The organism is Agromyces sp. NPDC056523, assembly GCF_042794545.1.
Classification (GTDB): Bacteria; Actinomycetota; Actinomycetes; order Actinomycetales; family Microbacteriaceae; genus Agromyces.
Map to the genome: position 1 here is coordinate 22,726 of NZ_JBHTTM010000001.1, position 17,435 is coordinate 40,160.

The window sequence follows — 17,435 nt, forward strand, 5'->3', positions numbered from 1 at the left end:
AGGAGGCGCCTCATGATGGACCAGACCAGCCGCCCGAACCGGCACCGCCGGCGACGCGCACGCCGACGGCGGGCGTTCGCCGCGGCATCCGTCGCCCTGGCCACGGCCGCGAGCCTCGGCCTCGCCGGCTGCGCCACCTCGGGCGGCGACGATCGGGTGAAGCTCGACTTCTTCCAGTTCAAGGGCGAGGCCCTCGAGGACTTCGAGGAGATCATCGCCGACTTCGAGGCCGAGAATCCCGACATCGACGTGGTGCAGAACCAGGTCGCCGACGCCGACACGACCATCCGCACGCTGCTCGTGAAGAACCGCACGCCAGACGTGATCACGCTCAACGCGAGCGGCAACTTCGGTCGCCTCGCACAGGCCGGCGTGTTCGCCGACTTCTCGGACGAACCGGTGCTCGGCACGATCAACCCCGCGGTGCAGGAGATCCTCGCCGACCTCGGCAACGCCGAGGGCGAGGTGAACGGACTCGGCTACGTCAACAACGCCGACGGCATCATCTACAACCAGGACATCTTCGAGGAGCAGGGCCTCGAGGTCCCCGAGACCTGGGACGAGCTCATCGCGGTGTGCGACGAGCTGCAGGATGCCGGCATCACCCCGTTCTACGGCACGCTCGCCGAGAACTGGACGGGCCTGCCGTCCTTCAACGGCCTCGGCGCCTACCCCGCGCAGGACGACTTCTTCAACCAGATGCGCGAGCAGGGCGCCGACACCGGGCCCGAGTCGGACGTGTCGTTCTCGAAGGACTTCGAAGAGACGCTCGCCCAGCAGTACGAGCTGTTCTCGTACACGCAGGAGGGCTACCGCGGTCGCAGCTACGACGACGGCAACGCCGCCTTCGCGAACGGCGAGGTCGCGATGCTCATGCAGGGCATCTGGGCGGTCAATCCGATCAAGCAGGTGAACCCCGACGTCCGCGCCGCGATCTTCCCATACCCCGCGACCGACTCGCCCGACGACCGACTGCTGGTCTCCGGCGTCGACGTCGTCGTGACGATGGGCAAGGACACGCCGCACCGCGAGGAGGCCATGCGCTTCATCGAGTACCTGTTCGAGGAGGACGTGATCGAGGACTTCGCGGCATCCCAGAACATGGTGCCCTCGGTCGAGGGTGCCCAGCTGAGCGACGACCCGTCGATCCAGTCCGTCGCCCCGTGGTTCGAGGAGGGCCGGATCACCGGCTTCATCGACCACCAGATCCCGCCGAGCATCCCGCTCGCGCAGATCGACCAGGAATTCCTCTTCACCGGCGACGCGGAGGCCGCGCTCGCCACCCTTGACCGCGAGTGGAGCAAGGTCGCCGCTCGCACGATCCCCGTGGAGAACTGACATGACCACGCTCACCCAGGCCGTGCGCTCGACGACGACGCGCGGCGAGAAGCCCACGCGGGCGTCCCGCTTGCGAAGCGAGGCCAAGCGCGCGGCACCCGCCTACTACTGGATGGTCTGGCCTGCGGTCATCGCGTTCGCCGCCTTCCACACCCTGCCGGTCGTGATTGGCATCTTCTTCAGCTTCACGAACTACGCGGGCTACGGCGAATGGAATTTCGTCGGCCTCTCGAACTACGTGAACCTGTTCCGGGACGACCGCGCACTGCAGGCGTATGGGTTCTCGTTCCTCGTCGCGATCGTCGCCACGGTCCTCACGAACGTGATCTCGCTCGCGATCGCGCTCGGGCTTCACTCGAAGATCGTCGCCAAGAACTTCTGGCGCGGCGTCTACTTCGTGCCCTACGTGCTCGCGATCCTGGTGATCGGCTTCGTGTTCCAGTTCTTCTTCGCGAACTCGCTGCCGAAGATCCTCTCGGGCATCCCGCTGTTCCGCGACAACATCCTCGCCAACCCCGACTGGGCGTGGACGGCGATCGTGGCGCTCACGGTCTGGCAGGCCTGCGCGTTCGCGATCATCATCTACCTCGCCGGGCTGCAGACGATTCCCGGCGAGCTCTACGAGGCCGCGGCGATCGACGGGGCGTCCGGATGGCGGCGGTTCCGATCGATCACCTTCCCGCTCATCGGCGCGTTCTTCACGATCAATGTGGTGCTGAGCCTGAAGGGCTTCCTCCAGGTGTTCGACCCGATCATCTCGCTCACGAACGGTGGCCCGGGCACCGCGACCGAGTCGGTCACCCTGCTGATCTACAGAGGCGGCTTCACGGGCGGCGAGTTCGCCTACCAGACGGCGAACGCCGTGATCTTCTTCATCGTCATCACGGTCGTCTCGCTCTTCCAGTTCCGGGTCCTTCAGCGCAGAGAGGCCGATTTCTGATGACCACGACAACCACCACCCTGGCGCAGGCCGAGGAGGTCGTGCCCGACTCGCCGCAGCGCCGGCGTCTGGGCGGCCGCGCCGGTCGCGTCCGCGAGGACGACGACACTCGACGCATCAACTGGTGGGCGACCGCGCTCATCGCGGTGTGCTCGCTCACCATCCTGATCCCGCTCTACCTCGCGGTGGTCGTGGCGCTGAAGACGCCCGACCAGATCGTCTCCGGAACGGGCTTCGAGTGGCCGAATCCGGTGAACTGGAGCAACTTCGCCGTGGCGTGGGAGCGGACCAACTTCCCGCAGGCGCTCATGAACACGGCGTTCATCACGGTCGGGTCAGTGATCTTCACGCTGCTGACGAGCTCGATCGTGTCGTACGCGATCGCGCGCAACCTGCACCGGCCGTTCTTCAAGGGCGTGTTCTTCTACCTGCTCGCGGCGCTGTTCATCCCGTTCCCGATCATCATGCTGCCGCTCGTGAAGCAGACGTCGCTGCTCGGGCTCGACAACCAGGTCGGCATGATCGTGCTGTACACGATCTACGGCCTGTCGATCAACATCTTCATCTACACCGCCTACATCCGCTCGATCCCGATCGAGCTCGAGGAGGCGGCGCGGATGGACGGCGCGTCGACGTGGCGCGTGTTCTGGCAGGTCGTGTTCCCGCTGCTCGGCCCCATGAACGCGACCGTCGGCATCCTCACCTGCGTGTGGGCGTGGAACGACTTCATCATGCCGCTCGTCGTCTTGACCGACCCGGCGGCACGCACGCTGCCGCTCGCGCAGTACGTGTTCCAGGGCCAGTTCAACACCGACTACACGGTGGCGTTCGCGTCGTACCTCATGGCGATGGCGCCGCTGCTCATCGTCTACATCTTCAGCCAGCGCTGGGTGATCTCCGGCGTCACGCGGGGATCGATCAAGTAATGTGCACGGATGCCGCGGGGTCGGCGCAGCTGCGTCTCGAAACCCGCCCCGCGGCATCCGCTCGACCTCACTCACCTTCGAGAGGAACCTGACCGCATGACCGACGCTCGTCCGTCGACGCTCGACACCGAGAACGCGCTCGACACCGAGGCCGTGCTCGCCGCCGACCCCGACTGGTGGCGGCAGGCCGCCGTCTACCAGATCTACCCGCGCAGCTTCGCCGATGCGAACGGCGACGGCATCGGCGACCTCCGCGGGATCACGTCGCGCATCCCGTACCTGGTCGAGCTCGGCATCGACGCGGTGTGGCTCTCGCCGTTCTACCCGTCGGCGCTGGCCGACGGCGGCTACGACGTCGACGACTATCGCAACGTCGACCCGAAGCTCGGCACGCTCGACGACTTCGACGAGATGGTCGCGGCGCTGCACGCCGCCGGCATCCGGATCATCGCCGACATCGTGCCGAACCACTCCTCGAACCTGCACGAGTGGTTCCGCGAGGCGCTCGCCGCGCCGAAGGGTTCGGCGGCTCGTGACCGCTACATCTTCCGCGACGGCGAGGGGCCGGATGGCTCGGAGCCGCCGAGCGACTGGCAGTCGATCTTCGGCGGTCCGGCGTGGCATCCGGCGGGCGACGGCCAGTGGTACCTGCACCTCTTCGCGCCCGAGCAGCCCGACCTGAACTGGGCGAACCGCGAGGTGCGCGACGACTTCCTGCGCACCATCCGCTTCTGGTCGGATCGGGGGGTCGACGGGTTCCGCGTCGACGTCGCGCACGGCCTCGCGAAGGACCTCACGTATCCGCTGCGCTCGCATGCCGAGCTCGAGGCGACGAAGCTGGCCGGCGACGGCTCGCACCCGCTGTGGGATCGCGAGGAGCTCGACGAGACCTACGCCGAGTGGCGCGCGGTGTTCGACGAGTACGACCCGCCGCGCATCGCGGTCGCCGAGGCGTGGGTCGCGCCGACCCGTCGGCACCGGTACGCGGCGGCGACCAGCCTCGGGCAGGCGTTCAACTTCGACCTGCTGCGGGCGAACTTCTCGTCGGAGGAGTTCCACGAGATCGTCGACCGCAACATGGAGTTCGCGGGCGAGACGGGTTCGTCGAACACGTGGGTGTTCTCGAACCACGACGTGGTGCGGCACGCGACGCGGTACGGGCTGCCCGCCGACGTGTCGGGCGAGGGCGACGTCGGCAAGGACTGGCTGCTTCGCGGCGGGCCCGCTTCCGAGGTCGATGCGGCGCTCGGGCTGCGGCGAGCGCGCGCGGCGACCCTGTTCCTGCTCGGGCTGCCGGGCAGCGCGTACCTCTACCAGGGTGAGGAGCTCGGGCTGCCCGAGGTCGCCGAGATCCCTTCGTCCGAACGACAGGACCCCACGTTCTTCCGCAACGCCGGCGTCGAGGTGGGGCGTGACGGATGTCGCGTGCCGCTGCCGTGGGTCGCCGACGCGCCGTCCTTCGGATTCGGGCCCTCCGCGGCATCCCACCTGCCGCAGCCGGCGTGGTTCTCGTCGTTCGCGGTCGACGTGCAGTCGGCGGACTCGTCGTCGACGCTCTCGATGTACCGCCGCGCGCTCGCGCTGCGGCACGAGCTGCAGGGCCTCGAGCAGCTCGCGTGGATCTCGCTCGACCTGCCGTCGGTGCTCGCCTTCCAGCGGCCGGGCGGATGGACCGTGGTGACGAACTTCGGCTCGTCGCCGGTCACGCTGCCCGACGGACTGCACGAGCTCGAGGTGCTCCTCGCGAGCGCGCCGCTCGACTCGGCGGCCGCCGCGCCCGGCGTCGTCCCGCCCGCCACCACCGTCTGGCTCCGCTGACGCGGGCCCGCCCACTGCCTCCGCAGACGGTCCGTTTGTGCACTGGAGGTCAATCGCCCATCGACCTCCAGTGCACAACTCTCACTTCTGCGTGAGCAGCCGACGCGGCCGCCGGGTCCTCGGGAGGCCCGCGGCAGTGAGGTAGCGATCGATCGGCTGCCGACGCACGGCCTCGGCCCAGTTCCAGCGGGCGAAGCCACGCACCTGACGCCGGATGGCATCCTCCCGATGCTTCTCGTCGATCACCGCCTTCGCGGCGAAGGTCGCGGCGTCCGCTGCACCCCGAGGTACGGATGTCGCTACCTGACTGTTCCCGAGGTACTTCCCGCGTCCGTCCGCCTCCGCGGCCACCTCGTGCTCCGGCCACCAGAAATCGAGGAAAGCGGACCGCTGCAGCTCGGGAAGCCAGAGGCGGTGCTGGAGTATGGGCTCGGGGAACCCGAACTCTTCGATCACGATGCGGCTGAGCGTCTCGAGCGGGGTGGCTGCGCCATCCGTGGATCGTCTCAGCACCTCCTCCGTACGCCGGCTGCCCGGGAATGGCAACAGCCGCTCGTGCTCGGCGCGAAGTCGCGCGAGCGTGGTGAGCGGTAGCGCGCCGCCCCAGCGCGATGCATGGAGCGCGGCATCCGCAGCCGTGAGCGCGTCTTCGAACGGCGCTCGCCGCGCGACCTGGATGAGGGAGAACTCGATGGCCGTGGTCAGGACGTCGCCCGTCGACGTGGTCGGCACGTCCGTCGTGCGCGCGATGGCGACCACCCCGCGCCGCCGACTGGCCGTGCCGTCGCGCGAGAGCACGTACACCTCGTTCGGCCACGGCCCGAGTATCGGGAGGCCGGCGAGGGCGATCGCCGAGTGCGCGGTGAAGACCGGGCGATCGAGCTGCGCGGCCGCGGCGCGAACCATCATCAGGTATCGAGTGCGGTCGCGTTCGGCCAGCGAGACCTCGGGCTCGGCCGGAAGACTCAACCGATACGCACCGGGCCTGAGCCGCTCGAACTCGCCGGCCTTCGCCGCTGCATACAGCTCTCGCTCGCGTCCGACGCTGCGAACGTCGATCGCGTAGACGAGGCCGTGGTCACGGGTGGGGAAGGGATCGCGCATGGCTCGATGCTGACGCGGAACACACCCGCATCGCAGTCGGGCCACCGATCGGTGAGATCATCCGGCCCGAGTCACGCTGCTGAGGACCACTCTTCGACCCCCACGCGCCGGTGAGGACACCGACGGTTGGATTGTGCAGAAGAGGCCGCGCGACATCCGACCGCAGGTGCACATCTCGACCGTGAGCGAGCCGCACCCCATCGCTAGACTGGCGCGCATGGCAGATTCCACGTTCGACATCGTCAGCAAGGTCGACAAGATGGAGGCCGAGAACGCCGTCAACCAGGCGCGCAAGGAGGTCGACCAGCGGTACGACTTCAAGGGCGTCGGGGCGTCGGTCGAGTGGTCGGGCGAGAAGATCCTGCTGAAGGCGAGCTCCGACGAGCGCGTCAAGGCGGTGCTCGATGTCGTGCAGTCGAAGTTCATCAAGCGCGGCATCTCGCTGAAGTCGCTCGACTCGGGCGAGCCGTACGCGTCGGGCAAGGAGTTCCGCCTCGAGGTCGGCCTGAAGAACGGCATCGACCAGGAGCACGCGAAGAAGATCAACAAGCTCATCCGCGACGAGGCGCCCAAGTCGGTGAAGTCGCAGATCCAGGGCGACGAGCTGCGCGTCTCCTCGAAGAGCCGCGACGACCTGCAGGAAACCATCCGCCTGCTCAAGGCCGCCGACCTCGACCTCGACCTGCAGTTCGTCAACTTCCGCTGAGCCGCGGGCGAGCGGATGGCACGGCCGCGCGCCCGCACAGCTCTGTTGCCGCCTACGCCGATGCGACCAGCGGTGTGATCGCGTCGAGCTCGCGCCAGTGTGCGTCGAGTTCGATGTCGAGGTCGTAGCGGTTCTGCAGGTTCAGCCAGAACCGCTCGCTCGTGCCGAGTGCGCGCGAGAGTCGGAGCGCCGTGTCGGGAGTGATGCCCCGCTTGCCGTGCACGATCTCGTTGATCCGTCGCGGTGGAACTCCGATGGTCAGGGCGAGCCGGTACTGGCTGATGCCGAGCGGCTCGAGGAACTCCTCGAGCAGGATCTCTCCCGGATGAATCGGCTCGTGTGCCTTCGTCATGTCGTGCACCTCCTCAGTGGTATTCGACGATCTCGACGTCTTCGGCTCCCGATGGTGTCCATCGGAAGCAGATTCGGTATTGGTCATTGATTCGGATACTGTGCTGCCCTGCCCGATCTCCCTTGAGCGCTTCGAGCCGGTTGCCCGGCGGGATTCGCAGGTCGTTCAGATCCTCCGCGGCTTCGATGAGCAGCAGTTTGCGGTGCGCCATCCGTTGCAGGTCGTGGCCCATCTTGGCCACTCGCTCGCGATCGAAGACTCTTCGGGTCGCCTCGTTCGCGAACGATCGAATCACCTGTCCATCATAACGCTGACCGTTATTAACGGCAACCGTTATGTCTCCGGTACACCTTCCGCGTGCCCGCGCACACCGAAGCAGCCTGAAGGCCGCCAACCTCGACCTCGACCTGCAGTTCGTCAACTTCCGCTGAGTTCGGGCGAGCGGATGGCGCGGCCGTCGGCGATGATGGCGGCGTGGAGTATGTGTCCAGGGTGCCCGGTCCACCGCTGGACGGGCTGATCAACGACCTCTACCACCTGGAGGGCGCCCCGCCGTACGCTCGATTCACGTTGCCGGCGGCGCCGGCGCCGTTGCTCATCGTCAACCTCGGGGCGCCGTTCCTGATCCGCGCCGGCACCGACGGAGAAGCCGTGGAATTCGCCGACGGCTGCGCGGTCGCCACGCCCACACGTGCGTGGGAGTTCGGCTACCCGACCCCGACCCGGTCCGTGGGTGTCCACTTCAGGCCGTGGGGGCTGGCGCCATTCCTTCCGATGTCCGCGGCCGAGTTGTGCGACCGGCCGGCGACGGTGGAGCAGATCTGGGGCCGACCCGCTGTCGCTGGGCTGCGACATCGACTGACCTCTGCAGAAACACCGGACGAGATGCTGCTGCTGCTCGAGGAGGAACTGGCGCGGCGGCTGCGTGCGATCGACGGCCTGGACCTCGTCCGCCAGATGAGCAGTGCCATCGCGGAGACCGGCGGAGCTGTGCCGATCAGCGACCTCGGCGTGGCATCCCGCGCCAGCAGCACGTACCTGGCGAAGCGGTTCAAGGAGGTCGTCGGCGTCACGCCGAAGCGGCTGGCGCGCAGCTACCGATTCACCGCCACCGTGTTGGCGCTCGATGTGGCCGCACCCATCGACTGGGGCGACGTCGCCGCTGGCGCAGGTTACTTCGACCAATCCCACTTCGTCCACGAGTTCCGGGAGTTCACCGGGCTCACGCCGACCCGGTATGTCGAAGTTCGGCAACGCTTCCTCCGCGAACATCCCGACCACGCGCTGGAAGGCTGGCCGCTGCCAGCCGATTGATTTCTTACAAGATTGACCGCTCACGACACACGAGACTGGCACTCGGAGGAGAGGAGGAATCCATGAGGAAAGTGGTCATGAATGCGTCGGTCTCGGTGGATGGCTTCATTGCAGCGGAGGACGACGATCCCGGTCCCCTGTTCGAATGGCTGGTCAGCGGTGACGTGCCGTTGGACGACAGCGGTGTGCTGAACGTGTCGCAAGCGTCCTACGACCACATCCGCCCGTACTGGGACGAGATCAGTGTGACCATCGCCGGCCGCCACAGCTTCGACATCACGGACGGCTGGGACGGGACCCCTCCGAGCGGGGTCGACCACGTCGTCGTCGTGACACACCGGCCGCCGCCCGAGGGCTGGGACCTCAACGCGCCCTTCCACTTCGTCGACGGCATCGAGGAGGCCGTGACCAAGGCGCGGGAGCTCGCGGGTGACGGCACGGTCGAGGTCGCCGCCGGCGATGTCGGCGGCCAGATGCTCGCCGCAGGCTTGGTCGACGAGGTACGCATGGACGTCGCACCGGTCGTGCTCGGGTCCGGCAAGCGTTACTTCGGCTCCGTCGACTCGCAGCATCTACTGGAGGACCCGGAAGAAATCGTTCAGGGCAACCGGGTGCTTCACCTGCGCTACCGGGTGCGCCGTTGACCTCCGCGTCGTGCGGCTGGCCGGCGAGGGGTGGAATGATGCCGTCGCCGATGGCCGCGCCTGACCGACCCGCCTCGCTCACGGCGTCGTCGGCGGCGCGTACCCCTCGAGCCAGCGCGTGATCGCTGCGTACGCGGCCGACCGCGCCGGCTGCCGCGACAGGAACACGTCGTGCAGCGCCCCGTCGATGCGGACGACGGTGACCTCGGGTCCGAGTTCGAGCGAGTGGGTCGCGATGTCGTCGACGACGAGCACGATGTCGGACGCGAGCATCGCGTCATCCCACCGCCCCTGCAGCGTCGACCTCGCGGAGAGCAGCGTCAGCACCGGCGCGCCGACGTCGATGCCGGCGTCGACGGTCGCGTGCCCGGCGAGGATGGCGGTGAGCCAGGCCGGATGCGTCGGGAAGCCGCGGTCGGGCCGCCAGTGGTGGTCGTACTCCCACTCGCCGTCGAGCTCCTTCGCGATCGAGCGCGCGTAGAACCCGAGGTCGACGTTCGGCAGCGGACGCATGGGGTTGACCCGCGCGCCGAACTCGATCACGGGCGAGATCGCCTGCCGCCCGATGCTCCGCAGCTGGAACTCCAGCCACGGGCTGTTCAGGATGAGCGCCGCGGCGCGTCCGGGATTGCGGGCCGACCACAGGCTGAACACGAGCCCGCCGGTCGAATGCCCGAGCAGGATGAGTGGCCGGTGCCGAAGGCCGAGTAGAGCGGATGCCACGTCGCGCGGGCCGTCCGCGACATCCGCCGCCTGCTCGGTGTCGCTCTGGTCGATCGCGGCCAACGCCGCCTCGATCTCCTCGTCGTACGTCGCCAGGTTCGTGACGTACCCGGGCGTCTGCCAGTCGCGCAGGCTGCGCCCGTACTTCCGCAGCTCGAGCGCGAAGAACCGCGCGCCGGCATCGGTCCAGTACCGGGCGAGCTCGGGGTTGAAGAAGTAGTCGCTCCACCCGTGCACGTAGAGCACATCGCACCCGGATGCCGCGGGCGGCGGCACCGCGATCGGCTCCGGTTCCCACGGCCACCGCCACCTCCGGCGCGCCCGCGCCGGCTCGGCCGTCGGCCGGTACCGCACGAGCGTCGCGACGACCTCCCCCTCGTCGTCGGGCTCGAGCGGCAGCGTCAGCTGCTCGAACCCTTCGCCGAGCACGTCCGGTCGCCAGTTCCCGTCGTCGTCCACGCCGCCCCCTCGGGGTCAGCCTAGACAGCGCTGGCAAGCTTCTTCGTCCTACCGCGCGGTAAGTGAAGAGCCCGCAGTTCATCTCGTGAGGCCGCGGCGTCTATGCGGCAATCACAACGTATTGATGCCTGCAAATGTGCTGATCATGTTGAGCGCCGCTGGCGTAAGGAGCACGATGAAGAGCACGGGAAGCAGGCAAAACACGAGCGGGAAGATGATCTTCACAGTGACCTTCATCGCTTGCTCTTCGGCACGCTGACGTCGCTTGAGTCGCATTTCGCCCGCCTGCACCCGGAGGACGTCACCGATCGAGATGCCGTACTGGTCCGCCTGAACAACAGCACGTACGAATCGACGCAGGTCCTCCTGATTCGTGCGATTCTCCAATTCCATGAAGGCATCGCGGCGGCTCCGGCCGATGCTCATGTCTTGAAGAACGCGAATGAGTTCCTCGGCCAGGGGACCTTTGCCATTACGGGCGGCCTTGGCCATTGCGGCGTCGAAACCGAGCCCGGCTTCCACTGCGATCGTCATCTGATCGAGGGTGTCCGGCAGGGAGTACTTGATCGCCTCCTGACGATCGTGCGCTCGGCTGTTGATCATGACGTCCGGCAGGAAGAACAGCATCGCAGTGCCAACCAAGACGAGCAGTACCTTCAGCGCATTGGGGCCACCGCTGAAGATGAAGATCAACCCGAGCGCCACTGCGGAAACCGCGAGGATGATCTTGGTGGTCACGATTCTTTCGGGGGTCCACCCCACTGGACGTCCTGCGTAGACCACTTGCTTTTCGATCCAGCCAACGTAGCCTCGCGGGGCAGCCGCGATGAGCGACGCGCTGAAACTGGATTGCTGGACCCGGCCGAGGGTCGGGTGCACCTCGCCAGGCGGCTCTGCGGCCGGTCGGCGATTTGGAAACAGAGCGAAGACAAACAGCCCTATGGCGAGCGCTGTGACGACGATCGCGATGTATGCGATCAGTTGCGGACCCATCAGAACTTCACCTTCACTGCGAACGAGACCCAGATCGCTCCGAGAATGAGCAGGATGACGGCGACAACCAGCGCGATGGTGCCGAAGATGTTGGTAAAGAAGACACTCATGTATGTGGGCTGGACCAGCGAAAGGAAGAGGAATACGCCGATCGGCAAGCACACCAGCACGATCGCCGAAAGCCTGCCTTCGGCGCTGAGCGCCTTCACATGTCGTCGGATTTCATTGCGTTGGCGGATCGTCTTTCCGACCTGATCGAGCACTTCCGCGAGATTGCCGCCAGTCTCCTGATTTACGGCGACCGCCTGCGCGACCCATTCGAAGTCGTCGCTTCGCATGCGTTGGGCCGTGACCGCAAGAGAGTCCGCCAAGTCTCTTCCCAGTCGCGTCTCGTTGACCACGCGCGCAAGCTCTTCACTCGTGGGCGATGCGGCATCACTCGCAACGGCACCGACCGTGCGGGAGAGCCCGTGCCCGGCGCGGAGACCACCCGCCATCAGCTGAACTGTGCTGTCGACCTGGTCGGCGAACCGGTCGCGCCGACGGGCTGTCCGCATGCTCAGGATCAGCTTTGCCCCGATCGGAGTCAGTGCGGCGAAGAGGAATCCCCACAGCAGTGAAGTGCCACTCGCGAAGCCAAGGAGGACCCCGACCAGCGCGAGCACACTGGCCGCCGATGCAACCATCACGACGAACGCGCTCGGTTCAGACTTGACACCGGCGAGTTCGAGCTCCTCCGGTCCGAAGAACCGCCGCGATTGTTTCGAGACGACGCCGTCGACAGCCGCCGTCGTGCGCTGGGTGATCCTCGAGAGCATCGACAAGTGTTCGACCCCAGGTGCACGACGGCGCTCCGCAGAAACCCGAGGTGCAGGCGGCGCCACCACGAGGAAGACCAGAACGAGCGCAGCGAGCAGGGCAATGCTGATTCCGGCGACGAGCAGCCCTGGATTCATCGGATCTCGCCCAGCATCCCTCGGAAGTCACGCTGGAACAGCGAGACCGGAAGCTTGATTCCGTGGTCCGCGATACGTTCGGCGAAGCGCGGTCGGACGCCAGTCGGCTCGATGCGGCCCTTTAGTCGTCCGTCATCGTCGTAGCCCGCGGAGTAGTCGAACGAGAAGGCATCTTGAAGGGTGATGATGTCCCCCTCCATCCCATGCACCTCGGTCACTTGCGTGACACGCCGCACACCGTCCTTGTGCCGGGTGATCTGCACAATGAGGTCAATGGCCGAGGAGATTTGTTCACGAATCGCCCGCAAGGGCAGGTCCATGCCGGCCATGAGCACGAGTGTCTCCATGCGGCTCACCGCATCACGCGGAGAGTTTGCGTGCAGGGTCGAGATTGATCCCTCGTGACCCGTATTCATCGCCTGTAGCATGTCGAGGCTCTCGGCGCCGCGGACCTCACCGACGACGATCCGGTCGGGCCGCATGCGCAGCGAGTTCCTCACCAGGTCACGGATCGTGATCTCACCGCGACCCTCGATGTTCGGAGGACGGGATTCGAGGCGCACCACGTGTTCCTGCTGAAGCTGCAGCTCGACAGCGTCCTCGATGGTGATGATTCGCTCATCGCTCGGGATAAAGGCGGAGAGCACGTTTAGCAACGTGGTCTTGCCGGTGCCCGTACCGCCGGAAACAAGGATGTTCAGCTTCGCGCGGACGGCTGCATCGAGAACCGTAGCCACTTCGCGTGTCAGAGTGCCGAATGTGACCAAGTCCTCGACGGTGTACGGCGTTCCAGCGAACTTTCGGATCGTGAGCGAGGACCCGTTCACCGCCAACGGCGGAATGATTGCATTCACACGCGAGCCGTCCTCGAGCCGTGCGTCCACGAGCGGCGAAGACTCATCGATGCGGCGTCCGACACGCGACACGATTCGATCGATGACCCGGCGAAGCTGCGGCTCGCCCGTGAACCGATGTGGCGTCTCCATGAGCCGCCCATGGCGCTCGACGTACAGCTGGTCGAATCGATTGACCATGATCTCGCTCACGCTGGGGTCCTCGAGCAAGGTCTCGAGTGGACCATAGCCGAGGACGTCCGCGCCGATGTCGTCGATGAGGCGATTGCGTTCGGCTGTCGTCAGGGCGAGCTGTTCAGCCGCGACAATCCCGGCCAGTTCACCCCTCGCAAGGGCGTGAAGCTGCTCCTCCGTGAGCGACGCATCGCTCATCCGCGATCCGATGCGGACGAAGAGCTCCTGCGCAGCCTTCTCCTTGACCGACGCCAGCGGATCAATGGTCGGGACCGGGCGCATGGGTATGGGAGCGGCGGGCTTGAAGATAGCCGGCGTCTCCCCGTTGGAGGGTCCTGCGACCTCTGGAAGGACCTCGGTGAGCGTGTCCTCTGGCTTCTCTGCCTCATCCGGGGCCATAGTTCGGACGCCCGCGGGGTCGACCACAATCTGCGGGCTACGGAGAGCATTCAGCCGATCATTCAGTCCCATGTGATCGCCGCCTTCTTTGTATCTTGGTGCGCTTTGGGAACGCTTCTGGAGCAATGCGCATGACCACTGAGCGCACGGCGCGCGCCGCCGGGTCACGAACATCATCGTGAATGAGGGGGATGCCACGGTTGCTGGCCAGCAGCACCGCCGACGATTTCGGGACGGCCACATCGATTGGAGCGCCGATGACCGCCTCGGCATCCTTTACGGTTAGGCCGCTCATCTTGTCGACTTGGTTGAGCACGATGTGCCGATTGCTCGGCATCAGCCCGAGCGTGGTCAGGAGTTGGAACTCTGTCCGCATGGCGCGAAGGCTTGCGACGCTCATGTTCGAGACGAAGACGGCGTCGGTGACGTGCTCAATAGCCACGAGCGTGTGCTCGCTGAGTCCCGGCGTCGTATCAACGACGACGTAGCGGAAGAACTCACGAAGACGTTCGATCAGTTGGGCAAGCGATGAAGCCTGCACCTGGTCGCCGAGTTCCGGCGACACTGCGCTCGCCACAACGAAGAAGCCATCGGGGTGATGCACCAGTGCCGTCTTTAACACAAGTTCGTCCTGCGCAGCATCGGCCACTGCATCGACGATCGTCCGCTCGGGCCTAAGGTTCAACACAGCGGTGATATCGCCGAACTGGAGGTCGGCGTCGATGAGCACTACGGAGTTGGGCGCTACCTCGGCGAGACCTGTCGCGAGGTTCACTGCGATAGTCGTCTTGCCCTGGCCCCCCTTCGGCGCGACGACCGCAATCGCCTCAGACGGCACCCCTTCTTCGAGCGGCGGAAATTCCCACTCGATCTCCTCCGGCGCCTCCTCGACCGATTCCTCGCTGGTCCTCTCGGAGTCCTCGACACTTTCGCTGTCGGAGATCGGTTCGGTGTTGATCAGACCAGAAATGACATCGTCGACTTCGGGTTCAGGTTCAACCTCGAAGTCCTCGGCATCAGCGCGGCCATTGGAGATGAGCCAATTCGAAAGGCGGTCCAGCAATTCTTGGGTCGTCCCGTCGGCTGCATGCGGACTAAGCACGGCGTGTAGGGGCAGATCGTCCACCCAGTCCTCGAGGTCAGTGCGCTGTTCGCGCACGACGATGAGACCGATGTCTGGGTAACGATCGTTGAGCCCTCTAACGAGACCCCGAGTCTCCTCGTAGTTCAAGACCGGTCCGAGAAGCGCGATTCGAGGGGTTGCGTCAACGCGATCGATGACTGATTCTGCGCCCAGTAGTAGGAACTCTCCGGGCACAACGGCAAGCCGATTGCCGAGCAGAGACCGCAGTCGGGTCTCGTACTCGGCAGAGCGGCTGATCAGAAGATACGGCGTCACTGCCAGGCGTTGCTTCCGTTGACAGCGCGCGTGCCGCTGTTGTCGGTGCTCTCGTTCTCGAGCGTGAGCCACATCTGCGCGTACTGCGCTGCCTCACCCTCCGCAAACCACACCCAGCGTTCGATGTCAGGTGCGGTGAGGGCGATGGTCACCATGATGCTGTCGCCGGCACCCTGGTCCAATGCCTCGCCGGTCTCAGGGTCAACACCGGCGACGCCTTGAACCTTGGTGACGAGAACGCCGTGGAAGGCGAAGTGGGAGATAGGGTTCACGACATCCTCCTCCTCACCGATCTCGTCGGGGTCGACGGTGCCCACCAAGCCGATCTTGTCGCCAGCGCGCACCTCGCCTCCGACGACGCGGTCGGCGGGAAGCGTGAACGACACGAGCTGCATCCCTTCAGGGATTGGGACATCGCCACGGGCCGCGAGGTCTTCGGGGTCGACGAATCGCGCCGAAAGGAGTTGTTCGCCGGGAAGAATTTCTGAATCCGCCACAAGTCCGGCGAGTTCGTTGAGATCAGTCACGTATCCCTCGGCGAGGTTCCGTTCCGGAACCGTGTCGACGCTGACAAGTTCCTCAACCGATTCCCCCGCCGTGCCCTCCGGAATGGTTTCCTGGACGATATACACCTCTGCGAGTTCGGCACCTTCGGCGGCTCGGGCGTCCGCGCCGCGCACGTAGGTCACGAGCACAAACGCGCCGGCGATGGCCAAGATGAGGGCGACGATCGCGCCGATGATTCGGGTCTTCATTCGGGTCCTTGCTGGGGAGGTGGTGGATCTTAGTTGTGGCGGCGGGCTAGCCGATCAGGCGCGCGACCGTGAGCCCTCCATCCGGCGAGCCGTCGCCGAGGTCGAAATCCTCGCCGATCGCCACGTACCGGACGAAATACCCTTGCAGGCCGAACTCGCCACCCTTGAATCCAGGCGACTTCGATTCCCCCGGAAGGTAGCAGTCGCTCCCGGTCTTGACGCCAGGTGCCTCGCACTTTCCGCTCGCGACGTGGAAGCCCGTCACGTAGAAAGCAGCGAATCGGCTGATCATGTAGCTGCCCTTGCTGCCGCCGCTGCCAGCCGTGTACGAGTCGTACAGCGGAATGAGGATGGTCTTGCCGAGCAACTTGGCCAGATAGTCGTCCGGGCATCCGCCGGCCTTCGTATCCGAGCTACCGGGCACGCCGGCCTCGGGCACGTCAACCTCGACGATGACCTCACAGTCCGGTGTTCCGTCGCCGTTGACATCATCACCTTCGAGCCATCCGAACCCGCCGGGGTATCCGGGAGCGCACTCCGCAGGCTTCTTCGGCGACGAGCCGGGCCCGATGAGCAACAAAATGAATGGATCACCAGTGGTCTCGGTACCCGGGTCGAAGTGCTTCGATAGCTCGCACTCCGCTACCGCGAGCGGAATGGTGGAGCCCTCGTCGGGCGTGCCCCATTCAGCGATGGCACTGGCGCGAACAGACGAGTGACTCGGATCGTCGTCGCTGTCGAAGAGCGACGCGAAGAAGTGTGGGAACTCGGCAGCGGCCGAAACTCGTACCCAGTTCTCGGCGAGGTTGAGGTCACCTGGCGGAACCTCAGCGGTCCCACCGACAGGTGTGCCGAAGTTCTGCTCGATGAGCGAGTTCCCGGTGGCCTCCACCGTACCGGTCGTACAGGCCGCTTCGTCCTCAGCACACATCTTGGCTGCGGCCAACGCCGCCGCATCTGCGCCCTGCTGCAGCTGCGCGCGCTCGGCATGCTGTGCACCGATATCCACCGCGATCGCGGCGAAGCCCATCATGGGCACCATGAGCAGCGCGATCAGCACCGCATTCGCACCGCGCTCGCCCTCGCGAATTCGGGCGGTCAGTTTCCTTACCCGGTGCATGGCATCGTTCCTGTCGCGTTGAGGTCGAAAGCAGTACCCAGCCGGTCGCCGAACCATTCAGTGATGGCGCCCGGCGACACAGTAATCTCGGAGGTCGCGATCCCTGCATCGACGCAGCTCACCGTGACCTCAACCGTCGCGGTATCCCAGTCGAGGAAGCCAGGCACGCTCCGCGCCTCATCCTCGGCATCGTCTTCGAGTTGGCCAACCTCGGTGGCGTCAAAGTCCGGGTCGAAATGAACCGCGGCGTAGCGAGCCCCCACGGCAGCAGCGCTCGTAATGGTCGCTTGGACGTTCCAGAGGCGCGAGAACTCGATGATCGTGATGAGCAGGATGATGACGAGCGGGAACACCAATGCGAACTCCACGGCCGCTGCTCCCCGCTCTCGCGACTTGTTGCCTCGCGCGCGAATGCCCATGACATCCCTCAGTCAAGTGGGTTCGGGGCGCCGAGGCGCCCC

The 17,435-nt window shown here is 65.9% G+C and carries 18 protein-coding genes; 7 read left to right on the top strand and 11 right to left on the bottom strand.

The features are described 5' to 3' along the window. The first annotated feature begins 12 nt into the window (after window positions 1-12). The 4 genes from ACFQ58_RS00110 (at window position 13) to ACFQ58_RS00125 (ending at window position 5,022) form a co-directional block, all read left to right on the top strand. Complete coding sequence (locus tag ACFQ58_RS00110) at window positions 13-1,338, top strand: ABC transporter substrate-binding protein (RefSeq protein WP_376948309.1); 1,326 nt, start codon at window positions 13-15, stop codon at window positions 1,336-1,338. A 1-nt stretch (window position 1,339) separates the two neighbouring features. Then, a complete protein-coding gene (locus ACFQ58_RS00115; protein ID WP_376948311.1) occupies window positions 1,340-2,278 on the top strand; it encodes a carbohydrate ABC transporter permease in 939 nt (312 codons plus the stop codon). After that, window positions 2,278-3,204, top strand: a complete 927-nt coding sequence (locus tag ACFQ58_RS00120) for a carbohydrate ABC transporter permease (RefSeq protein WP_376948313.1) — start codon at window positions 2,278-2,280, stop codon at window positions 3,202-3,204. The genes ACFQ58_RS00115 and ACFQ58_RS00120 overlap by 1 nt, the downstream gene beginning before the upstream one ends. Before the next feature lie 96 nt (window positions 3,205-3,300). Then, window positions 3,301-5,022, top strand: coding sequence for a glycoside hydrolase family 13 protein (locus ACFQ58_RS00125; RefSeq protein ID WP_376948315.1), 1,722 nt, complete (start codon window positions 3,301-3,303; stop codon window positions 5,020-5,022). Window positions 5,023-5,103: 81 nt separating this feature from the next. On the opposite strand, the gene ACFQ58_RS00130 is transcribed toward ACFQ58_RS00125, so the two are convergent. Further along, window positions 5,104-6,126, bottom strand: coding sequence for a hypothetical protein (locus tag ACFQ58_RS00130; protein WP_376948317.1), 1,023 nt, complete (start codon window positions 6,124-6,126; stop codon window positions 5,104-5,106). Between the two features lie 217 nt (window positions 6,127-6,343). Here ACFQ58_RS00130 and ACFQ58_RS00135 point away from each other — a divergent pair, with 217 nt between their 5' ends. After that, window positions 6,344-6,832 carry a YajQ family cyclic di-GMP-binding protein gene (locus tag ACFQ58_RS00135; protein WP_376948319.1) on the top strand — a complete coding sequence of 163 codons (489 nt, stop codon included), beginning with the start codon at window positions 6,344-6,346 and terminating at the stop codon, window positions 6,830-6,832. 52 nt (window positions 6,833-6,884) lie between these two features. On the opposite strand, the gene ACFQ58_RS00140 is transcribed toward ACFQ58_RS00135, so the two are convergent. Beyond that, window positions 6,885-7,184: a HigA family addiction module antitoxin gene (locus ACFQ58_RS00140; RefSeq protein WP_376948321.1), complete on the bottom strand. Its 300-nt coding sequence runs from the start codon at window positions 7,182-7,184 to the stop codon at window positions 6,885-6,887. Between the two features lie 13 nt (window positions 7,185-7,197). Beyond that, window positions 7,198-7,479, bottom strand: coding sequence for a type II toxin-antitoxin system RelE/ParE family toxin (locus tag ACFQ58_RS00145; protein ID WP_376948323.1), 282 nt, complete (start codon window positions 7,477-7,479; stop codon window positions 7,198-7,200). 179 nt (window positions 7,480-7,658) lie between these two features. Here ACFQ58_RS00145 and ACFQ58_RS00150 point away from each other — a divergent pair, with 179 nt between their 5' ends. After that, window positions 7,659-8,498: a helix-turn-helix domain-containing protein gene (locus ACFQ58_RS00150; protein WP_376948325.1), complete on the top strand. Its 840-nt coding sequence runs from the start codon at window positions 7,659-7,661 to the stop codon at window positions 8,496-8,498. A gap of 62 nt (window positions 8,499-8,560) precedes the next feature. Next, the gene (locus tag ACFQ58_RS00155; RefSeq protein ID WP_376948326.1) at window positions 8,561-9,142 is read left to right on the top strand and encodes a dihydrofolate reductase family protein; all 582 of its coding nucleotides are present in this window, start codon (window positions 8,561-8,563) and stop codon (window positions 9,140-9,142) included. Window positions 9,143-9,220: 78 nt separating this feature from the next. On the opposite strand, the gene ACFQ58_RS00160 is transcribed toward ACFQ58_RS00155, so the two are convergent. The 8 genes from ACFQ58_RS00160 to ACFQ58_RS00195 form a co-directional block, all read right to left on the bottom strand. Then, on the bottom strand, window positions 9,221-10,324 hold the full coding sequence (locus ACFQ58_RS00160; protein ID WP_376948328.1) for an alpha/beta hydrolase: 1,104 nt from the start codon (window positions 10,322-10,324) through the stop codon (window positions 9,221-9,223). 111 nt (window positions 10,325-10,435) lie between these two features. Then, window positions 10,436-11,317 carry a type II secretion system F family protein gene (locus ACFQ58_RS00165; RefSeq protein ID WP_376948330.1) on the bottom strand — a complete coding sequence of 294 codons (882 nt, stop codon included), beginning with the start codon at window positions 11,315-11,317 and terminating at the stop codon, window positions 10,436-10,438. Further along, window positions 11,317-12,273, bottom strand: a complete 957-nt coding sequence (locus ACFQ58_RS00170) for a type II secretion system F family protein (protein WP_376948332.1) — start codon at window positions 12,271-12,273, stop codon at window positions 11,317-11,319. Before ACFQ58_RS00170 ends, ACFQ58_RS00165 begins: the two co-directional genes overlap by 1 nt. Beyond that, the gene (locus tag ACFQ58_RS00175) at window positions 12,270-13,772 is read right to left on the bottom strand and encodes a CpaF family protein (RefSeq protein ID WP_376948334.1); all 1,503 of its coding nucleotides are present in this window, start codon (window positions 13,770-13,772) and stop codon (window positions 12,270-12,272) included. The genes ACFQ58_RS00170 and ACFQ58_RS00175 overlap by 4 nt, the downstream gene beginning before the upstream one ends. Next, complete coding sequence (locus tag ACFQ58_RS00180) at window positions 13,759-14,931, bottom strand: CpaE family protein (RefSeq protein WP_376948336.1); 1,173 nt, start codon at window positions 14,929-14,931, stop codon at window positions 13,759-13,761. Before ACFQ58_RS00180 ends, ACFQ58_RS00175 begins: the two co-directional genes overlap by 14 nt. Before the next feature lie 164 nt (window positions 14,932-15,095). Beyond that, the gene (locus tag ACFQ58_RS00185) at window positions 15,096-15,854 is read right to left on the bottom strand and encodes a Flp pilus assembly protein CpaB (protein ID WP_376948338.1); all 759 of its coding nucleotides are present in this window, start codon (window positions 15,852-15,854) and stop codon (window positions 15,096-15,098) included. A gap of 46 nt (window positions 15,855-15,900) precedes the next feature. Then, on the bottom strand, window positions 15,901-16,974 hold the full coding sequence (locus tag ACFQ58_RS00190; protein WP_376948340.1) for a pilus assembly protein TadG-related protein: 1,074 nt from the start codon (window positions 16,972-16,974) through the stop codon (window positions 15,901-15,903). Further along, a complete protein-coding gene (locus tag ACFQ58_RS00195) occupies window positions 16,962-17,342 on the bottom strand; it encodes a TadE/TadG family type IV pilus assembly protein (protein WP_376948342.1) in 381 nt (126 codons plus the stop codon). The genes ACFQ58_RS00190 and ACFQ58_RS00195 overlap by 13 nt, the downstream gene beginning before the upstream one ends. Window positions 17,343-17,435 lie beyond the last annotated feature (93 nt).